This is a genomic window from Rhodanobacter sp. OR92 (assembly GCF_000427545.1).
Lineage (GTDB): Bacteria > Pseudomonadota > Gammaproteobacteria > Xanthomonadales > Rhodanobacteraceae > Rhodanobacter > Rhodanobacter denitrificans.
Window position 1 is genome coordinate 371,646 of record NZ_ATYF01000001.1, and the last position, 17,049, is coordinate 388,694.

General features: G+C 67.2%; 14 protein-coding genes. 5 read left to right on the forward strand and 9 right to left on the reverse strand.

The features are described from left to right. Positions 1-8: 8 nt before the first annotated feature. Positions 9-1,268 carry a flavodoxin-dependent (E)-4-hydroxy-3-methylbut-2-enyl-diphosphate synthase gene (gene ispG / locus RHOOR92_RS0101945; RefSeq protein WP_007508077.1) on the forward strand — a complete coding sequence of 420 codons (1,260 nt, stop codon included), beginning with the start codon at positions 9-11 and terminating at the stop codon, positions 1,266-1,268. A gap of 255 nt (positions 1,269-1,523) precedes the next feature. Further along, positions 1,524-2,324 carry an HD domain-containing phosphohydrolase gene (locus RHOOR92_RS0101950; RefSeq protein ID WP_027489429.1) on the forward strand — a complete coding sequence of 267 codons (801 nt, stop codon included), beginning with the start codon at positions 1,524-1,526 and terminating at the stop codon, positions 2,322-2,324. A 3-nt stretch (positions 2,325-2,327) separates the two neighbouring features. On the opposite strand, the gene aat is transcribed toward RHOOR92_RS0101950, so the two are convergent. The 3 genes from aat to trxB all read right to left on the reverse strand — a co-directional run bounded on the left by aat (position 2,328) and on the right by trxB (position 5,240). Further along, positions 2,328-3,056: a leucyl/phenylalanyl-tRNA--protein transferase gene (gene aat, locus RHOOR92_RS0101955; RefSeq protein ID WP_027489430.1), complete on the reverse strand. Its 729-nt coding sequence runs from the start codon at positions 3,054-3,056 to the stop codon at positions 2,328-2,330. Continuing rightward, positions 3,053-4,198 carry a peptidogalycan biosysnthesis protein gene (locus RHOOR92_RS0101960; RefSeq protein WP_027489431.1) on the reverse strand — a complete coding sequence of 382 codons (1,146 nt, stop codon included), beginning with the start codon at positions 4,196-4,198 and terminating at the stop codon, positions 3,053-3,055. The genes aat and RHOOR92_RS0101960 overlap by 4 nt, the downstream gene beginning before the upstream one ends. 76 nt (positions 4,199-4,274) lie before the next feature. After that, complete coding sequence (trxB, locus tag RHOOR92_RS0101965) at positions 4,275-5,240, reverse strand: thioredoxin-disulfide reductase (protein ID WP_007508084.1); 966 nt, start codon at positions 5,238-5,240, stop codon at positions 4,275-4,277. A 213-nt stretch (positions 5,241-5,453) separates the two neighbouring features. Between trxB and RHOOR92_RS0101970 the strand changes: the two genes are divergently transcribed. From RHOOR92_RS0101970 to lolA, 3 genes are all read left to right on the forward strand, one after another. Next, positions 5,454-6,518 (forward strand): alanine dehydrogenase, encoded by a 1,065-nt coding sequence (locus RHOOR92_RS0101970; protein ID WP_027489432.1) that lies wholly within the window; start codon positions 5,454-5,456, stop codon positions 6,516-6,518. Between the two features lie 26 nt (positions 6,519-6,544). Continuing rightward, complete coding sequence (locus tag RHOOR92_RS0101975; protein ID WP_027489433.1) at positions 6,545-8,869, forward strand: DNA translocase FtsK; 2,325 nt, start codon at positions 6,545-6,547, stop codon at positions 8,867-8,869. 138 nt (positions 8,870-9,007) lie between these two features. Then, the gene (gene lolA / locus RHOOR92_RS0101980; protein WP_007508089.1) at positions 9,008-9,667 is read left to right on the forward strand and encodes an outer membrane lipoprotein chaperone LolA; all 660 of its coding nucleotides are present in this window, start codon (positions 9,008-9,010) and stop codon (positions 9,665-9,667) included. A 119-nt stretch (positions 9,668-9,786) separates the two neighbouring features. Here the strand turns inward: lolA and RHOOR92_RS0101990 are convergent, their stop codons facing one another. From RHOOR92_RS0101990 to hyfB, 6 genes are read right to left on the reverse strand one after another with little or no spacing between them, the layout of a single operon-like run. Continuing rightward, the gene (locus tag RHOOR92_RS0101990; protein ID WP_007508091.1) at positions 9,787-10,302 is read right to left on the reverse strand and encodes a formate hydrogenlyase; all 516 of its coding nucleotides are present in this window, start codon (positions 10,300-10,302) and stop codon (positions 9,787-9,789) included. A 6-nt stretch (positions 10,303-10,308) separates the two neighbouring features. Further along, positions 10,309-11,853, reverse strand: coding sequence for an NADH-quinone oxidoreductase subunit C (locus RHOOR92_RS0101995; protein ID WP_231378290.1), 1,545 nt, complete (start codon positions 11,851-11,853; stop codon positions 10,309-10,311). A 5-nt stretch (positions 11,854-11,858) separates the two neighbouring features. Beyond that, positions 11,859-13,310, reverse strand: coding sequence for a hydrogenase 4 subunit F (locus RHOOR92_RS0102000; RefSeq protein WP_007508095.1), 1,452 nt, complete (start codon positions 13,308-13,310; stop codon positions 11,859-11,861). A gap of 1 nt (position 13,311) precedes the next feature. Continuing rightward, on the reverse strand, positions 13,312-13,980 hold the full coding sequence (locus RHOOR92_RS0102005; RefSeq protein ID WP_007508097.1) for a formate hydrogenlyase: 669 nt from the start codon (positions 13,978-13,980) through the stop codon (positions 13,312-13,314). Then, complete coding sequence (locus RHOOR92_RS0102010; RefSeq protein WP_007508100.1) at positions 13,981-14,934, reverse strand: NADH-quinone oxidoreductase subunit H; 954 nt, start codon at positions 14,932-14,934, stop codon at positions 13,981-13,983. Further along, positions 14,931-16,952, reverse strand: coding sequence for a hydrogenase 4 subunit B (hyfB, locus tag RHOOR92_RS0102015; RefSeq protein WP_007508102.1), 2,022 nt, complete (start codon positions 16,950-16,952; stop codon positions 14,931-14,933). Before hyfB ends, RHOOR92_RS0102010 begins: the two co-directional genes overlap by 4 nt. Positions 16,953-17,049 lie beyond the last annotated feature (97 nt).

A 17,049-nucleotide genomic window follows, 5' to 3' on the forward strand; every position in this document is an offset into this window, starting at 1 on the left:
TTGATTCCATGAGCGAGTTCGTTCCGCAGAAACCGCATCCGGCCGCCCCGGCGCCGCGCCGGCCCAGCGTGGCCGTGCAGATCGGCAAGGTGACGGTGGGCGGCGGCGCGCCGGTGGTGGTGCAGTCGATGACCAACACCGACACCGAGGACCCGGCCAGCACCGCGAAACAGGTCGCCGAGCTGGCCCGCGCCGGTTCCGAGCTGGTGCGCATCACGGTCAACACGCCGGCCGCCGCCGCCGCAGTGCCGCGGATTGCCGAGCGGCTGGCGATGATGGGGGTGGAGGTGCCGATCGTGGGCGACTTCCACTACAACGGCCACCAGCTGCTGGAACGCGAGCCGGCCTGCGCCGAGGTGCTGGCGAAGTACCGCATCAACCCCGGCAACGTCGGCTTCGGCAAGAAGAAGGACAGCCAGTTCGGCGCGATCATCGAGAAGGCGATCCAGTACGGCAAGCCGGTGCGCATCGGCGCCAACTGGGGCTCGCTGGACCAGGGCATGCTCACCGCGCTGATGGACGAGAACGCGCGCCGCGCCGAGCCGTGGGACGCCAGCCACGTGGCGCGCGAGGCGCTGATCCGCTCGGCGCTGGATTCGGCCGCGCTGGCCGAGAAGATCGGCCTGCCGCGCGAGCGCATCATCCTGTCGTGCAAGGTGTCCGGCGTGCAGGAGCTGATCGCGGTGTACCGCGACCTGGCCGCACGCTGCGATTACGCGCTGCACCTGGGTCTGACCGAGGCCGGCATGGGTTCCAAGGGCATCACCGCCTCCAGCGCCGCGCTGGCGGTACTGCTGCAGGAAGGCATCGGCGACACCATCCGCATCTCGCTCACGCCCGAGCCGGGCGCCTCGCGCACCGGCGAGGTGATCGTGGCGCAGGAGCTGCTGCAGACCATGGGCCTGCGCTCGTTCACCCCGCTGGTCACCGCCTGTCCGGGCTGCGGGCGCACCACCAGCGAGTTCTTCCAGGAGCTGGCCAAGACCGTGCAGGAACACGTGCGCGAACAGATGCCGGTGTGGCGCATCAAGTACGACGGCGTGGAGAACCTCACCCTCGCGGTGATGGGCTGCATCGTCAATGGCCCGGGCGAGTCCAAGCACGCCAACATCGGCATCTCGCTGCCCGGCAACGGTGAGGCGCCGGCGGCGCCAGTGTTCATCGACGGCGAGAAGGCGATGACCCTGCGCGGCGACCGCATCGCCGAGGAATTCGTCGGCATCCTCGATGATTACGTCGCGCGCCGGTACGCGGCACGAACGGGCTGAGAGCTTGTGGATTTTTCAACCTCGAAGCCCGGCCGCCGATGGCCGGACATGAAGCAGTCACGCCAGTGATTTTTCATGTGAGCGAGCCCGGGTGTGTACCGGACTCGCGACCGAAGAAAACCACGGGAAGTGGTGTTCTTCACCATCGCTGAGGCCCTGGTCACACCGCCGCGCCTGATCCTGGTTCATGCTTGCGCCGGCCCGCATGATGCGCAGCCCGAGCGTGTGCGGGATGATCCTGCCAAGGGAGCTTTCGTGAGAATCAGCCCGCAGTTCCGCACGGTCCTGCTTTACGTGCTGCTGTCCGCGTTGTGGATATGGTTGTCCGATCGCGCGCTGGATGCACTGGTGCGCAATCGGGCCGAGCTGAGCTGGTTGCAGAGCGTCAAGGGCTGGCTGTTCGTGGCCTGCACCGGCGCGCTGCTGTACTGGATGGTGGCGCGCGACCTGCGCCGACTGCAGGCCGCCAACCGCAGGCTGCTGGACGGGTACGAGCAGGCCCTGCGCGTGCTGGTGTCGGCGATGGACATCCGCCACCGCGAGACCAGCGACCATTCCGACCGGGTGATGCGCATGGCCGCCGGCCTGGCGCGGCTGGCCGGCGTGCATGGCGAGGCGCTGCGCAACCTGAGCTTCGGCGCGCTGCTGCACGACATCGGCAAGCTGGCCTTGCCGGACGCGGTGCTGATCAAGCCGGGCAAGCTGGACGACGCGGAGATGGCGGTGATGCGCCAGCACCCGCAACTGGGCCACGAGCTGCTGCAGCGGGTAGATTTCCTGCGCGACGCCGGCGAGATTCCCTACAGCCATCACGAGCGCTGGGACGGCAGCGGCTATCCGCAGGGCCTCGCCGGCGAGAACATTCCGCTGGCGGCGCGCATCTTCAGCGTGGTCGATATCTGGGATGCGCTGATCACCGCGCGCGTGTACAAGCCGGCGTGGCCCGAGGCGGACGTGCTGGCTTATTTGCGCGCCGCCGTCGGCAGCCAGCTCGATCCCGAGCTGGTGGCGCTGTTCCTGGAGCACTACGACGAGCTCAAGGCGCTGGCGCACTGAGTTTCAGTCGCCGGCGCCGGGCTGGATCAGCCGCGACGTGAAGGCGGCCCAGCTGCCGACCAGGCCGGGCAGCTGGCCGAGCCGGGCGACCTGGCGCAGGAACTCCACGCGCGGCATCTCGACGGCGCCCAGACCCAGCGTATGCGGGTTGGCGACCTGGGCGTCGAGCAGCGGGAAATCCATCGCGTGCAGCAGCCGCGCCAGCGTGACCAGAGCGAGCTTGGAGCCGCCGCTCTCGGCGCTGAACATCGACTCGCCGCAGAACAGCCGGCCGACCGCCACGCCGTAGATGCCGCCGACCAGCCGCTCGCCATCCCACACCTCGACGCTGTGTGCGTGGCCCAGCCGATGCAGTTGCACGTAGGCGTCGATCATCGCCGGCACCAGCCAGGTGCCGGCGTCGCTGGCGCGCGGCGCGGCGCAGGCGCGGACGACCTGCTCGAACGCGTGGTCCACGGTCAGCCGCCAGGGCTTGTCCCGCAGCTGGCGGCGCAGGCTGCGGTTGATCCGCAGGTCGGCGGTATGAAACACGCAGCGCGGGTCGGGCGACCACCACAGGATCGGCTCGTGCTCGCCGAACCACGGGAAGACACCGAGGCTGTATGCGGCCAGCAGCCGGCGCGGCGACAGGTCGCCGCCGAACGCGAGCAGTCCGTTCGGCTCGGCCAGTGCGTGGCACGGGTCGGGAAAGCGGTCCCAGGCTTCGGCATCCAGCAGCGGCAACCGGTTCATCGATCGACCTCGCCGTGATCGGCATAGGGGCTGTGATCCCCCAACTCGGTGGCATAAGCGTCGACCGCTTCGGCCTCGCTGGCAAGCGCCGCGGCCACCGCGGCACGAAAATCCGGGTTTGCCAGGTAGTGGCGCGAGTGCGTGCGCGCCGGCAGGAAGCCGCGCGCCAGCTTGTGCTCGCCCTGCGCGCCGGGTTCGAAGCGGTCGAGTCGGTGCGCGATCGCGTAGTCGATGCCGCGGTAGTAGCACAGCTCGAAATGCAGGCCGGGCACGTCCACCGCAGCGCCCCAGTAGCGGCCGTACAGCACCTTGTCGCCCTGCACGAACAGCGCCATCGCCACGATGGCTGCGCCGTCGCGGGCCAGGGCGAGCTGCGCGGTCGATCCCAGCGTGCCGAGCTGGCGAAAGAACGCGGCGGTCAGCGCGGCGTGGTTGCCTTTCATGTCGAAGGTGGCTTCGTACAGTGCATGCACGCGCTGCCATTCGTCGTCATGGAGCGAGTCGCCGCTGCGCCACTCGATGGCCAGTCCGCTCGCCGCCACCTGGCGGCGTTCGCGCAGGATGTTCTTGCGCTTCTTGTGGTTGAGCGCGGCGAGGAAATCCGGGAAGTGCCGGTAGCCGCGGTTGTGCCAGTGGAACTGCACGTCCGAGCGCGCCAGCCAGCCGTCACCGAACGCGGCGAGCTCGGCCGGCTGCAGGAAATTCGCGTGCACCGATGACAGGCCCAGCCGCTCGGCTTCGCGGCGCATCGCCTCGACCAGTTCGCGCTGCAGCGATGGCGTGTGTGCGTCGTTACCGGCCAGCAGGCGCGGACCGGCAACGGGCGAGTAGGGCACGCCGTTGAGCAGCTTCGGGTAGTACTCGCCGCCGGCGCGTTGCCACGCGCTGGCCCAGCTCCAGTCGAACACGAACTCGCCGTGCGAGTTGCCCTTCAGGTACAGCGGCGCGGCGGCGAGCAGGCGGCCGTCTTCGTACAGGCCCAGGTGATGGGCCTGCCAGCCCCAGTCGGGACGGATGCAGCCGCTGCGTTCCAGCGCGTCCAGCAACGCGTGCGACACGAACGGGTTCGCGTCGGCGCGCAGGGCATCCCACGCCGCGGCTGGCAGTTCGGCGATCGCGGTGTGGAAGCGGATTTCGTGCATGGCCGTGGAGAGTGGAGGAAGCGGCAAGTTCCCGCCACCACTCGTTGCTCACTCCTCTCCACTCACTCCCGTCTCATCAGCCGGCCGGCGTCTGCTGATCCAGCCAGCGTTCCGCGTCCAGCGCCGCCATGCAGCCGAAGCCGGCCGAGGTGACGGCCTGGCGGTAGATGTGGTCGGCCACGTCGCCGGCGGCGAACACGCCCGGCACCGAGGTCATCGTGGCCATGCCGCTCTGGCCGCTGTGGATCCTGATGTAGCCGTCGTGCATGTCGAGCTGGCCCTCGAAGATGCCGGTGTTCGGCGTGTGGCCGATCGCCACGAAGAAGCCGGTGGCGGCGATGTCGCGGGTGGCGCCGGAGTTGACGTCCTTCACGCGCACGCCGGTGACGCCGGTGTCGTCGCCGAGCACCTCGTCGATGCTGTGGTTCCAGACCAGCTCGATCTTGCCGGCGGCGGCCTTCTCGAACAGCTTGTCCTGCATGATCTTCTCGGCGCGCAGCTTGTCGCGGCGATGCACCAGGTAGACCTTGCGGCCGATGTTGGCCAGGTACAGCGCTTCCTCGACCGCGGTGTTGCCGCCGCCGATCACCACCACGTCCTGGTCGCGGAAGAAGAAGCCGTCGCAGGTGGCGCAGGCCGAGACGCCCTTGCCCTTGAACTTCTCCTCGCTTTCGATGCCGAGGTACTTGGCGGTGGCGCCGGTGGCGACGATCAGCGCGTCGGCGGTGTACTCGCCGGAGTCGCCCTTGAGCCGGAACGGGCGCTGCTTCAGGTCCGCCGTGTGGATGTGGTCGAAGATCATCTCGGTGTGGAAGCGCTCGGCGTGCTCTGCCATGCGCTGCATCAGCGCCGGGCCCTGCAGGCCTTCGACGTCGCCCGGCCAGTTGTCCACGTCGGTGGTGGTCATCAGCTGGCCGCCCTGCTGCAGGCCGGTGATCAGGGTCGGCTTGAGGTTGGCGCGGGCCGCGTACACCGCAGCGGTGTAGCCGGCGGGGCCGGAGCCGAGGATCAGCAGGCGGCTGTGTTTGGGGGCGACGCTCATGGTTATAATCCTTGGGTTTTCGGGTGACTTGAGTGGCTATTCGCTCCGACCCCTGCGGCGGTTTCCTTCCGGACCGCTGCGGGCGATGACGACGGAGCGCACGACCCCGGAAGAATGGGGAATATGCGGCACCGATTCAAGGCATCGGCAGATCGGCGGCACGACCGCGTCGACGGCGCGATGGGTTCAACCTTCCATTAGGACTCCTTCTCCATGCGCATCGGCATTCCCTGCGAAACCAAGACGATGGAAGGGCGCGTCGCGCTCATTCCCGCTGCCGCCGCCGACCTGGCGCGCCGCGGCCACGAGGTGTTCATCCAGTCCGGTGCCGGACTGCAAAGCGGCTTTGCCGACGCGGCCTACACCCGGGAAGGCGTCACGGTGGTGGCGGACGCCGCCGCGCTGTACGCGGCCGGCGAGCTGATCGTGAAGGTGAAGGAGCCGATCGCCGGCGACCTGGCCCTGCTGGAAAAGCGCCATCTGCTGTTCTGCTACCTGCACCTGGCCGCCGAGCCCGAGCTGACCCGCCGCCTGCTCGACATCGGCCTCACCGCCGTGGCGTTCGAGTCGGTGACGGAGAATGGCGTGCTGCCGCTGCTGCTGCCGATGTCGGTGATCGCCGGCCGCATCGCCACCCAGCTCGGCACCACGCTGCTGCATCGCCCGCAGGGCGGCAAGGGCAAGCTGCTTGGCGGCATGGCTTCCACCCCGCGCGGCAAGGTGGTGGTGCTCGGCGCCGGTGCCGCCGGCGGCAATGCCGCGGCGCTGGCCGCGGCCGCCGGCGCCAACGTGGTGGTGTTCGACAAGCGCCACGACCGCCTGGCCGAGATGATGGCGCTGGGGCCGAACGTCACCGCGCTGTATGCCTACGAGTCGTCGGTGGCCGAGGAAGTGCGCGACGCCGACATCGTGGTCGGCGCGGTGCTGATCCCCAGCGCGCGGGCGCCGCACGTGGTCAGCGAGGCGATGGTCAGGACGATGGAGCCGGGCAGCGTGCTGGTGGACATCGCGATCGACCAGGGCGGCTGCTTCGAGACCTCGAAGCCGACCACCTGGGAGAAGCCCACCTACGACGTGCATGGCATCCCCCACTTCTGCGTGACCAACATGCCGGGTGCGGTGCCGCAGACCTCGTCGCTGGCGATTTCCGCCGCGATCCTGCCCTACGTGCAGCGCCTGGCGGCGGGCAACGAGTGGCGCCAGTTCGCCCCGCTGAATAGCGGCATCAATGTCGACGGCGGCAAGCTGGTGCATCCCGCGCTGCAAGGTATGCTCTGAGCTTGGGCAGGAAAGGGATACCCAGAGTGGCGCGCAGCACGAACGTCAGGCAACCACCGAAGGAGGGACTCAGCGAAGAGCTGAAGCGACGGCTGCGCGAAGCCGGCGCCTTGCTGCTGCTGCCGCTGGCGCTGTACCTGCTGGTGTGCCTGTTCAGCTACAACCCGCACGACCCGAGCTGGACCAATGCCGGCCAGCTGGAACATGCACGCAATTTCGGCGGCACCGTGGGCGCCTACATCGCCGACTTGCTGCGCTGGATCTTCGGCCTGGTCGCCTATTGTTTCCCGCTGTTGCTGCTGCTGCTGGGCGTGCAGGTGCTGCGCCAGCGCGGCGAGCAGGCGGTGCATCCGTGGGAGCCGGCATTGCGCCTGATCGGCTTCGTGTTCTTCTTCATCACCGGCCCGGCGCTGCTGTACCTCAATTTCCACGACGAGCCGGTACTGCCGCAGGGCGTGGGCGGCATCATCGGGGTGTGGGTGGGCGACGCCCTGCTCAGCGCGTTCGGCGACAAGGGCGCGCCGCTGCTGCTGCTGGCGCTGTTCCTGATCGCGGTGACGCTGGCCACCGGCTTGTCCTGGTTCAAGGTGATGGACTGGACCGGGCATGGCGTGCTGAAGCTGCTCGACTGGCTCAAGGGCAAGCTGCGCGAGGCGCCGCAGGCGCTGGCCGCGCGGCAGGCGCGCACCGAGCGCGAGGTGGTCAAGAAGGCCGATGCGGTGCGCCAGGCCAAGCGCGAACCGGTGCGCATCGAGGCGCCGCCGGCGCCGGTGACCAAGAGCGAACGCGCGAAGCTCGAAACGCAGATCCCGCTGTTCGTCGGCGCCGCCGTGCCGGGCGAGCTGCCGCCGCTGTCGCTGCTGGACGAGGCGCCGCCGCAGGGGCCGGGCTATTCCGAGGAAACCCTCGAGGTGCTCTCGCGCCAGGTCGAGTTCAAGCTGAAGGACTTCAAGATCGACGTGAAGGTGGTCGGCGCCTACCCGGGCCCGGTGATCACCCGTTTCGAGATGGAGCCGGCGCCGGGTATCCGCGGTTCGCAGGTGTCCAGCCTGGACAAGGACATCGCGCGCGGCCTGTCGGTGGTCAGCGTGCGCGTGGTCGACGTGATCCCCGGCAAGAACGTGATCGGGCTGGAGATCCCCAACACGCACAAGCAGATCGTCTACCTCTCCGAGATCCTGCGTTCGGACAAGTACGACCAGACCAAGTCGCCGCTGTCGCTGGCGCTGGGCAAGGACATCGGCGGCAAGCCGGTGGTGGTCGACCTGGCCAAGATGCCGCACCTGCTGGTGGCCGGCACCACCGGCTCGGGCAAGTCGGTGGCGGTCAACGCGATGGTGCTGAGCCTGTTGTACAAGGCCAGTCCGAAAGACGTGCGGATGATCATGATCGACCCGAAGATGCTGGAGCTCTCGGTGTACGAGGGTATCCCGCACCTGCTGGCGCCGGTGGTCACCGACATGAAGGAAGCGGCCAACGCGCTGCGCTGGTGCGTGGCCGAGATGGAGCGCCGCTACAAGTTGATGGCCGCCGTCGGCGTGCGCAACCTGGCCGGCTTCAACAAGAAGGTGAGAGACGCCGAGAACGCCGGCCAGCCGCTGCTGGACCCGCTGTTCCGGCCGAACCCGGAGATGCCGAACCTCGCCGCCGAGCCGCTGGAGCCGCTGCCGTACATCGTGGTGTTCATCGACGAATTCGCCGACATGATGATGATCGTCGGCAAGAAGGTGGAAGAACTCATTGCCCGCCTGGCGCAGAAGGCGCGCGCCGCCGGCGTGCACCTGATCCTGGCCACCCAGCGCCCGTCGGTGGACGTGATCACCGGCCTGATCAAGGCGAACATCCCCACCCGCATCGCGTTCCAGGTTTCCAGCAAGATCGACTCGCGCACGATTCTCGACCAGTCCGGCGCCGAGACTCTGCTTGGCCACGGCGACATGCTGTACCTGCCGCCGGGCACTGCCACGCCGGAACGCGTGCACGGCGCCTTCGTCGACGACCATGAAGTGCACCACGTGGTCGCCTGGCTGAAATCGCAGGGTGCGCCGAACTACATCGAGGGCGTGCTGGAAGAGGCGCAACCGACCAGCGACGGCAAGTTCATCAACGACTCTGGCCTGCCGCAGGAAGGCGAAGAGGGCGGCGACGCCGACACCCAGCTGTACGACAAGGCCGTGGCGATCGTCACGCAGACCCGGCGCGCCTCGATTTCCGGCGTGCAGCGGCACCTGCGCATCGGCTACAACCGCGCCGCGCGGCTGGTCGAACAGATGGAGCAGGACGGCGTGGTCAGCGCCCCGCAGCACAACGGCAACCGCGAAGTGCTGGCGCCGCCACCGCCGAAGAATTGAAATGAGACCCGCAGGAGCCTGCTGGCAGGCGATGCCTTTCGATGTACCGAAGGGCAGCGCGCACGGAGTGCGCTCCTACGGTTCGGTTAAGCCAGTGCTGTCCACAATTGCGGCATGTCACCACCTTCCGGGAATCCGATGAAACGCCTCACCATCGTCGCCGCCGCGTTCCTGCTGTCGCTGGCCAGCGCGGCCCAGGCCGCCACCGGCCCCGCCCGCGCGCGGCTGGATGCGTTTGCCAGCGGCCTGCATTCGCTGACCGGCCACTTCAGCCAGACCCTGACCGACATCAACGGCCATGCCAGCAAGGCCAGCTCCGGCACGCTGGCGCTGCAGGCGCCGCGCCAGTTCCGCTGGGACACCACCGCACCGTACAAGCAAACCATCGTGGCCGACGGCAGCCGAGTGTGGATGTACGACCCGGAGCTGGAGCAAGTCACCGTGCGCATCCAGTCGAGCGAGGAGGCGCACAGCCCGCTCACCGTGCTGACCGACCTCGCGCAGATGGACAGGGACTTCAAGGTGGTCGAGCGAGGCCAGCACGACGGCCTGGCCTGGCTGCGGCTCAGTTCCACCGCGAAGGACCCGCAGTTCGACTACGCCGACCTCGGCTTCGACACGAACGGCCTGGCCCGCATGACGTTCCGCGACCAGCTCGGTTCCACCACCGAGATCCGCTTCTCCGGCTGGCAGCGCAACGTGCCGATTCCGCCGGCCACCTTCAACTTCGTGCCGCCGAAGGGCGCCGACGTGATCGGCGACGCGCCGGTGATCGACGTACAGCCGCTGAAGGACTGATGCAGCAGCCGGATGATCTGCGGACCAGCGGAGCCAGCTGGCCGTTTCCGGTGCACGAGCAGGGTATCGTCGCGCTCACCGATTACGCATGAGGCCGCTGACCGGGCAGCGCGGAGATGTCATGCCGGCCGCTTGCTGGTTATCTGCAGCAGGCCGCGCATGATCGCCAGTGGCTCGGGCGGGCAGCCGGTGACCACGGCATCCACCGGGATGATGGCACTGACCGGCCCCCGGGTTGCATAGTTGGCGCCGAACAGGCCGCCGCAGGCCGCCGCGCAGTCCCCCACGGCGAGCACCCACTTGGGATCGGGCATCGCTTCGTAGGTTTGCCTGAGTGCGTCTTCCATATTGACCGAGACCGGTCCGGTGACCAGCAGCAGATCGGCATGGCGCGGACTGGCCACAAACCGGATGCCGGCGCCTTGCAGGTTGTAGTACGCGTTGCTCAGCGCGTGGATTTCGAGCTCGCAACCATTGCAGGAGCCGGCGTCGACATGGCGAATGCACAAGGCGCGCCCGAACACGGCGTGCAGCTCGCGCTGGATCGCGGTTGACGCCGTCTCGCCGGTATCCGGCACCGGATACGGTTCGCTCAGGCGGCCGGTTCGACGAATGCGTGACAGGATATCGAACATGCGCGCTTACCCGTCGTGTCCGCTGTAGGAAAGGTTGAAGGATTTGTTGATCAGCGGGAAGTCCGCCACGATGTTGCCCAAGATGGCGACTTCGAGCAGCGGCCAGTTCTGCCACGAGGGATCATGCGCGCGGCAGCGCCGGATGCCACCGGCGGGGCCGGTTTCCAGCGCCAGCATAACCGGACCGCGCCAGCCTTCGATCAGGCCGATGCCGAGCTGACCGGCGGGCGCCACCGGCACGTCGCAGACCCGCTCACCGGCTGGCAGCGCCTGCAGCCATTGCCGGCACAGCCGCAGTGATTCGAGCGTCTCGTCGAAGCGCACCTGCACGCGCGCCGCCACATCGCCTTCGGTGCTCGTGGCCAACGTCGGCGACGAGTGATCGTACGGCGACCATGGCTGGTCCACGCGCAGGTCGCGGGCGACGCCGGAAGCACGCCCGGCCAGGCCGATCGCACCCAATGCGGCAGCCTGGGCGGGGGTCAATCGGCCGGCACCGAGGAAACGATCCTGCAGGCCCGCGTGTCGAGCGTAGATTCCACGCAGGTCGCCTACCGCGTGTTCCAGTGCCGCGATCTCGTCGAGCATGCCCGGCAGCGCGCGTGCCGGCAGGTCGCGGGCGACGCCGCCGGGTACCACAAAGTCAAACAGGTAGCGCTGGCCAAACAGCGCCGCGTTGTGCCGCAAAAGCTGCTCTTTCAGGCTGGAAAACTGGGTCTGGCCGAAGGCAAAGCCGGCATCGTTGGCCAGTCCGCCGAGATCGCCCAGATGATTGGCGATGCGCTCGCGTTCGAGCGCCAGTGCACGCAGGACGAGGGCGCGCGGCGAAGGTGTGCTGGCGGTGATCGATTCCAGCGCGGCGCAATACGCCCAGCTGAAAGCCACCGTCGAATCGCCGCAGATATGGGCGGCCAGGCGGTGGGCGTCGCGCTGGGCCAGCGCCTCGAAGCGCTTGGCGATGCCCTTGTGCGTGTAACCGAGGCGAACCTCCAGGCGCAGCACCTTTTCGCCGACCACGGCCAGCTGGAAACGCCCCGGCTCGATGGTGCCGGCATGCACCGGACCGGCGGTCATCTCGTGCACGCCGTCACCGCTGACCGGGACGAAGGGATACGGGCTGCTGGTCACTGGCCAGGTCTGGGTCGCCGCGACGTCGCGGCGCAACGGGAACACATCCTCCGGCCAGCCGCCGTGGCGCAGCCACGGCCGCGTATCGCCAGCGTCGGCGCGGATGCCGAGCAGATCGTAGGTTGCGCGCTGCAGCCGCCCGGCCACCGGAAAGCGCGTGGCCAGCGAGGGGTAGATTGCCTGGCTGGCGGGCATCGCGTGCTCCACCACGACCACCCGATCGCGCAGCAGGTAGGCCGCGTGCACGCGCAGGCACCGGTCGCGGTCACGATCATCGCTGCCCCACAACGACAGCAGGTCCGCCCCGGCTTCGCGCATCGCATCCGCGGCCTCGCACCAGCGCGCGGCATCGACCTGTATGCGGCGGGCCGCCACGTTGGAGGGCAAGGGCACAGATTCGGTGTCGAGAAAGTCGGGCCACATGAGCTTCATCCGATCAGGCTCGCGGCGAGCCGATACCACTGGGCCAGGGCGGGCGGCATGTACAGGCCGAGCATCAGCACGATCGACAGGTGCACAAACACCGGCACCAGTGCCGGCGGGTGCGGCAGGCGCTGCGCATCCGTTTCGCCGAACACCATCGGCTGCACCTTGAGGAAGATCGCGGCGAATGCCACGGCCAGGGCGACGAGCAGGAACGGTGTCGCCCACGGATGGTCGCGCATGGCCGTGATCAAGACCATGTACTCACTGGTGAACACGCCGAACGGCGGCATGCCGAGGATCGCCAGCGAGCCCAGCATCAGTCCCCAGCCGACGGTGGGACTCACCGCCAGCAGGCCGCGGATGCCATCGATGCGCTGGGTGCCCGCGATCTGCGAGGCATGGCCGGCGGCGAAGAAGATCGCCGACTTGGTCAACGAGTGCACCGTCATGTGCAGCAGTGCGGCGAAATTCGCCAGCGGTCCGCCCATGCCGAACGCAAACGTGATGATGCCCATGTGCTCGATCGAGGAGTAGCCGAACAGACGCTTGATGTCGCGTTGACGCCACAGCAGGAATGCCGCCAGCACCGTCGAGAGCAAACCGAACGCCATCAGCATGCGTCCGGGCAGCGCCGATTGCATCGCGCCGGCTGCAAGGATCTTGCACCGGACCACTGCGTACATCGCCACGTTGAGCAGCAGCCCCGACAACACCGCCGAGACCGGCGTGGGGCCCTCCGCATGGGCGTCGGGCAGCCAGTTGTGCAGGGGGGCGAGACCGACCTTGGTGCCGTAGCCGACCAGCAGAAAGACGAACGCGAGCCCGATCACCGTCGGATCAAGCTGGCCTTTCACCGCGTTGAGGTGGGTCCACAACAGAGCTCTCATGCCCTCGCCACCGAGCAGCCGCTCTGCCGCGAAGTACAACAGGATCGTGCCAAACAGCGCCAGCGCGATACCGACGCCGCACAGGATGAAATATTTCCAGGCCGCCTCGATGCTGGCGCGGGTGCGGTACAACGACACCAGCAGCACGGTCGACAGCGTCGCCGCCTCCATCGCGACCCACAGCAGCCCCATGTTGTTGGTCGACAGTGCCACCAGCATGGCGGCCATGAACAGCTGGTACATGCTGTGATAGAGCCGCAGGCGGTGCGTGTTGAGTCGACCGTGATCCTGTTCGATACGCATGTAGGGGCGCGAAAACACCGCCGTGGTGAAGCCGATCAGCGCGGTCAGCGCGATCAGGAACACGTTGAACGGATCGACGAAGAACTGCTCGTGGGCCACGGTCATCGAGCCGTGGCCGATGATCCTGAGTACCAGCGCCGCGGCGGCGATCAACGTCGCCAGGCTGATCACGACGTTGAGTTCGGCGGCGGAGCGCCGCGCACCGAGCACGGCCAGCACGATCGCACCGAACAATGGAGTACCCAGCACCCACGCAAGCTCCACGTCAGTCCTCCTTGAGTGCTTCGAGCTGATGCAGGTCGAGGCTGTCGAACTGCTCGCGAATCTGGAAGAAGAAGATGCCGAAAATGAACACGCCGACCAGCAGATCGAGCGCAATACCCAGCTCGATCACCATCGGCATGCCGTAGGTCGTGCTGGTGGCGGCGAAGAACAAGCCGTTCTCCATCGCCAGGAAACCGATCACCTGGGTCACCGCCTTGTGTCGGGCAATCATCATCAGGAAGGCCAGCAGGATCACCGCCATCGCAATGCCAAGCGTCTGTCGGGTGACCGTGGTGGCCAGCGAACTGATCGGCTGGGCCAGCCCGAACGCGAAGATCACCAGACCCAGCCCAACCAGCATCAGGGTGGGAATGTTCACCAGCGGATCGCTGTCGCCCTCGATGCCCAGGCGACGCATCAGCCGCAGCAGGATCCACGGCATCAGCCAGACCTTTTCGATCAGGGTCAGCGCGGCGGAGTAATACAGATGCTGCAAGTGCGCTGTGACAGCGACCAGCAGCGTGGAGGCGGTCAGCACCACACCCTGCCAGGCCAGCAGCACGATCAGCCGCCGTGTCCGCCGCTGTGCGAGCATGGCGAACGAGATCATCAGCAGGCCGGCGGCGAGCACATGCAGCAGCTGGGTGGCGAGGTTGAGTGGAGGCATCATTCAGGATTGCAGCAGTAGATGAACGAGCAGGCCCAGCACGGCGAGCAGGAACGCCATGCTCAGGAACTCCGGCGCCCGGAAGATGCGCAGCTTGGCCGAGACCGTTTCAATCACCGCCAACACCGCGCCGGCGACGGCCAGCTTGGCCAGCAACCACACGATGGCAAGCAACAAACCCATGGGGCCGGCCGTGTGCGGCGCGATGCCCCAGGGCACGAACAGCGTGAAACCGATGCACGCATAGTTGAACAGCTTCAACCAGGACGCCCATTCGATGAGGGCCAGATGGCGCGCGGAATATTCCAGCACCATGGACTCATGGATCATGGTCACTTCAAGGTGCGTGCCGGGGTTGTCGATCGGAATGCGGGCGTTCTCGGCCAGCAACACCATCACGAAAGCGACGCCGGCGAAGGCCAGACTCGGATGCAACGTCAACCCATCGGCGTCCAGCGTGCCTTTCACGATGGTCGGCAGCGCCGTGCTGCCAAACATCAGGAATGCGTTGAACAACACCATCAGCAACGCTGGCTCAGCGAGAAATCCGATCATCATTTCGCGTCGCGCGCCCATGCTGCCGAAGACCGTGCCGATATCCATCGCCGCCAGGGCGATGAACACGCGTGCCGTTGCGAACAGGCCGACCAAGGCGATGGCATCGGCCACCCTGGCGAGGGGCAGGTCGGTGGTTACCGAGGGAATGATCGCCGCCGCCGTGGCCATGGCGCCGAACACGGCGTAGGGCGCGGCGCGGAACAAGGGCGAGGCCTGCGTGGCCAGCGCCGCATCCTTGCGGAACAGCTTGCGCAAGGTGCGGTAGGGGAGCAGCAGGGGAGGGGCCGAACGATTCTGCAGCCAGGCTCGGCATTGTGCTACCCATCCGGCCAACAGCGGGGCCAGTGCCACGGCCAGTACCACACCGCCGAGCTGGCTGACGAGCGCGAGTGCGTTCACAGGACGAACACCAGCAATACGATCAAAGTCAGGAAGCTGTACAGCAGATAGATGGCCAGACGTCCGCGCTGCAGCACGGACAGCGCATCGGCCAGCCAGCCGACGATGCGGGCCAGCGGAAGATACAACCCATGCCAGAGGTGGTCATCGATCTGGATGCGGTAACGCGGGAGCTGATCATCCGGCGAAGGCACTTCGCGCTCGATGCGAAAAAACGGCCCGAACATGTGCCGAATCGGCTGACCGAATCCTTCGGCGGTGTCCTGCATGCGCGGGGTCAGCTCGGGGTAACCGCAATTCCATGGTGACACCCGGCGCACACGACCGTGGTACATCCGCCGTACCAGCACGAACATCACCGCGATCACGCCGGCCATGCCCAACAGCAGCCACAGGCCACTGTAAGAAGCCTGCGCCTGCGCCACCGGAGCGATCCACCATGGCGCCGGGCCGCGCTGGATCACGGTGCCGAGCAGGGTCTGGGTCACGCCAGCGATGGCATCCAGCGCGGCTTGCGGAAACACGCCGATGAGGATGCAGCCCACCGCCAGCCAGGCCAGCCCCACCCGTTCGAGCCAGCCCGCATCGTGGGCCTGCATCAGTGAGGGTTCACGTGGCTGGCCGAGAAATATGACGCCGTAGAATTTGACCATCACGTAACCGGCCAGCGCGGCGGTGAGTGCCACCACGGCCGCGCCCAGTGGCACGATCATGTTGATGAACGCATGCGGGATGGACGGCGTGGACAAGAACGCCTGCAGCAGCAGCCATTCGGAAACGAAACCGTTGAGCGGCGGCAACCCGGCGAGGGACAGGGTGCCGACGAGGGCCAGCGTGGCGACCCACGGCATCCGCCGGATCAGCCCGCCGAGTTTGCCCAGGCTGCGCTCGTGGGTGGCGTGCAGAACCGAGCCGGTGGCGAGAAACAGCAGGCTCTTGAACAGGGCGTGATTGAGTGCATGCAGCAACGCGGCGGTGAGTGCCAACGCCGCCAGCAGGCGCATGTCGAACGCGTAGCACAGCAGCGCCAGGCCAAGCGCGGCGAAGATCAGGCCGATGTTCTCGATGGAGGAATAGGCCAGCAACCGCTTCATGTCGGTCTGTACGGCAGCGAACACCGCACCGAACAGCGCCGTGACCAGTCCCACCGCCAGCGTCAGCATGCCCCACCACCATGGGCCGGCGTGGAGCAGATCGAAACTGATCCGCAACATGCCGTAGACCGCCACCTTGAGCATCAAGCCACTCATCATCGCGGACACCGGTGATGGCGCGGCCGGGTGGGCTTCCGGCAACCACACATGCAAGGGCACCAGGCCCGCCTTGGCACCGAAACCGAACAAGGCCAGCAGGAAGGCTGCCGCGGCCCAGGCCGGCGACAGAGTGGCCGCACGCATCGAATCAAACGTCATCAGCCAGCTGCCGCCGTGCAGCACACCGAAGCAAAGCAACAGTGCCAGTGCCCCCACGTGCGCCATCAGCAGGTACAGGAAGCCGGCGCGCTGGATCTCCGGAATACGGTGTTGGGTGGTCACCAGGAAGTACGAACTGAGCGCCATGGTTTCCCACGCCACCATGAACAGATAGGCGTCATCGGCCAGCACGACCAGCGCCATGCTGGCCAGAAATACGTGGTACTGCAGGCAGAGCAGCCCCGGCGCCGTGCCTTCGCCTTGCCGGAAGTAACCGGCGGCGAAGATGGAGATGCCAGCCCCCGCACTTCCAAGCAGCAGCAAGAAGAAGCCTGACAGCGCATCCAGACGCACATGAAACGGCATGTCTGGCAGCCCGAAGGCAAGCACGCTGGTCTGCGCGGCAAAGCCCGTGGCCAGGGACATGGCGCCCATGCCGGCCATGCCCAGCGCGACCAGCGCGCCCAGTGGGAATAGCGTGCGTGCGACCCAACCGATGCGATTGGACTGGACCAGGCCGAGTGCACCAATCAGCAACCACGAGGCAACCAGAACCAGCAGCGCCGTCAGTGCTGTGGTTGTCGTCAGTGCACTCACCCCATGCATACGGTGGACTCGAGCAGGTCGCTGGTTGAGCGGCTGTTGAGCGGCACCGCCTGGACGTTTGTCATGATAATTTTATTATCATAGTATGATGATTTAG

Bases quoted from the DNA above. Each gene is read 5' to 3' on its own strand.
- ispG (WP_007508077.1), top strand. From the start codon at position 9: ATGAGCGAGTTCGTTCCGCAGAAACCGCATCCGGCCGCCCCGGCGCCG.
- aat (WP_027489430.1), bottom strand. From the start codon at position 3,056: ATGAACCGGTTGCCGCTGCTGGATGCCGAAGCCTGGGACCGCTTTCCC.
- RHOOR92_RS0101960 (WP_027489431.1), bottom strand. From the start codon at position 4,198: ATGCACGAAATCCGCTTCCACACCGCGATCGCCGAACTGCCAGCCGCG.
- trxB (WP_007508084.1), bottom strand. From the start codon at position 5,240: ATGAGCGTCGCCCCCAAACACAGCCGCCTGCTGATCCTCGGCTCCGGC.
- RHOOR92_RS0101970 (WP_027489432.1), top strand. From the start codon at position 5,454: ATGCGCATCGGCATTCCCTGCGAAACCAAGACGATGGAAGGGCGCGTC.
- lolA (WP_007508089.1), top strand. From the start codon at position 9,008: ATGAAACGCCTCACCATCGTCGCCGCCGCGTTCCTGCTGTCGCTGGCC.
- RHOOR92_RS0101990 (WP_007508091.1), bottom strand. From the start codon at position 10,302: ATGTTCGATATCCTGTCACGCATTCGTCGAACCGGCCGCCTGAGCGAA.
- RHOOR92_RS0101995 (WP_231378290.1), bottom strand. From the start codon at position 11,853: ATGTGGCCCGACTTTCTCGACACCGAATCTGTGCCCTTGCCCTCCAAC.
- RHOOR92_RS0102005 (WP_007508097.1), bottom strand. From the start codon at position 13,980: ATGATGCCTCCACTCAACCTCGCCACCCAGCTGCTGCATGTGCTCGCC.
- hyfB (WP_007508102.1), bottom strand. From the start codon at position 16,952: ATGCATGGGGTGAGTGCACTGACGACAACCACAGCACTGACGGCGCTG.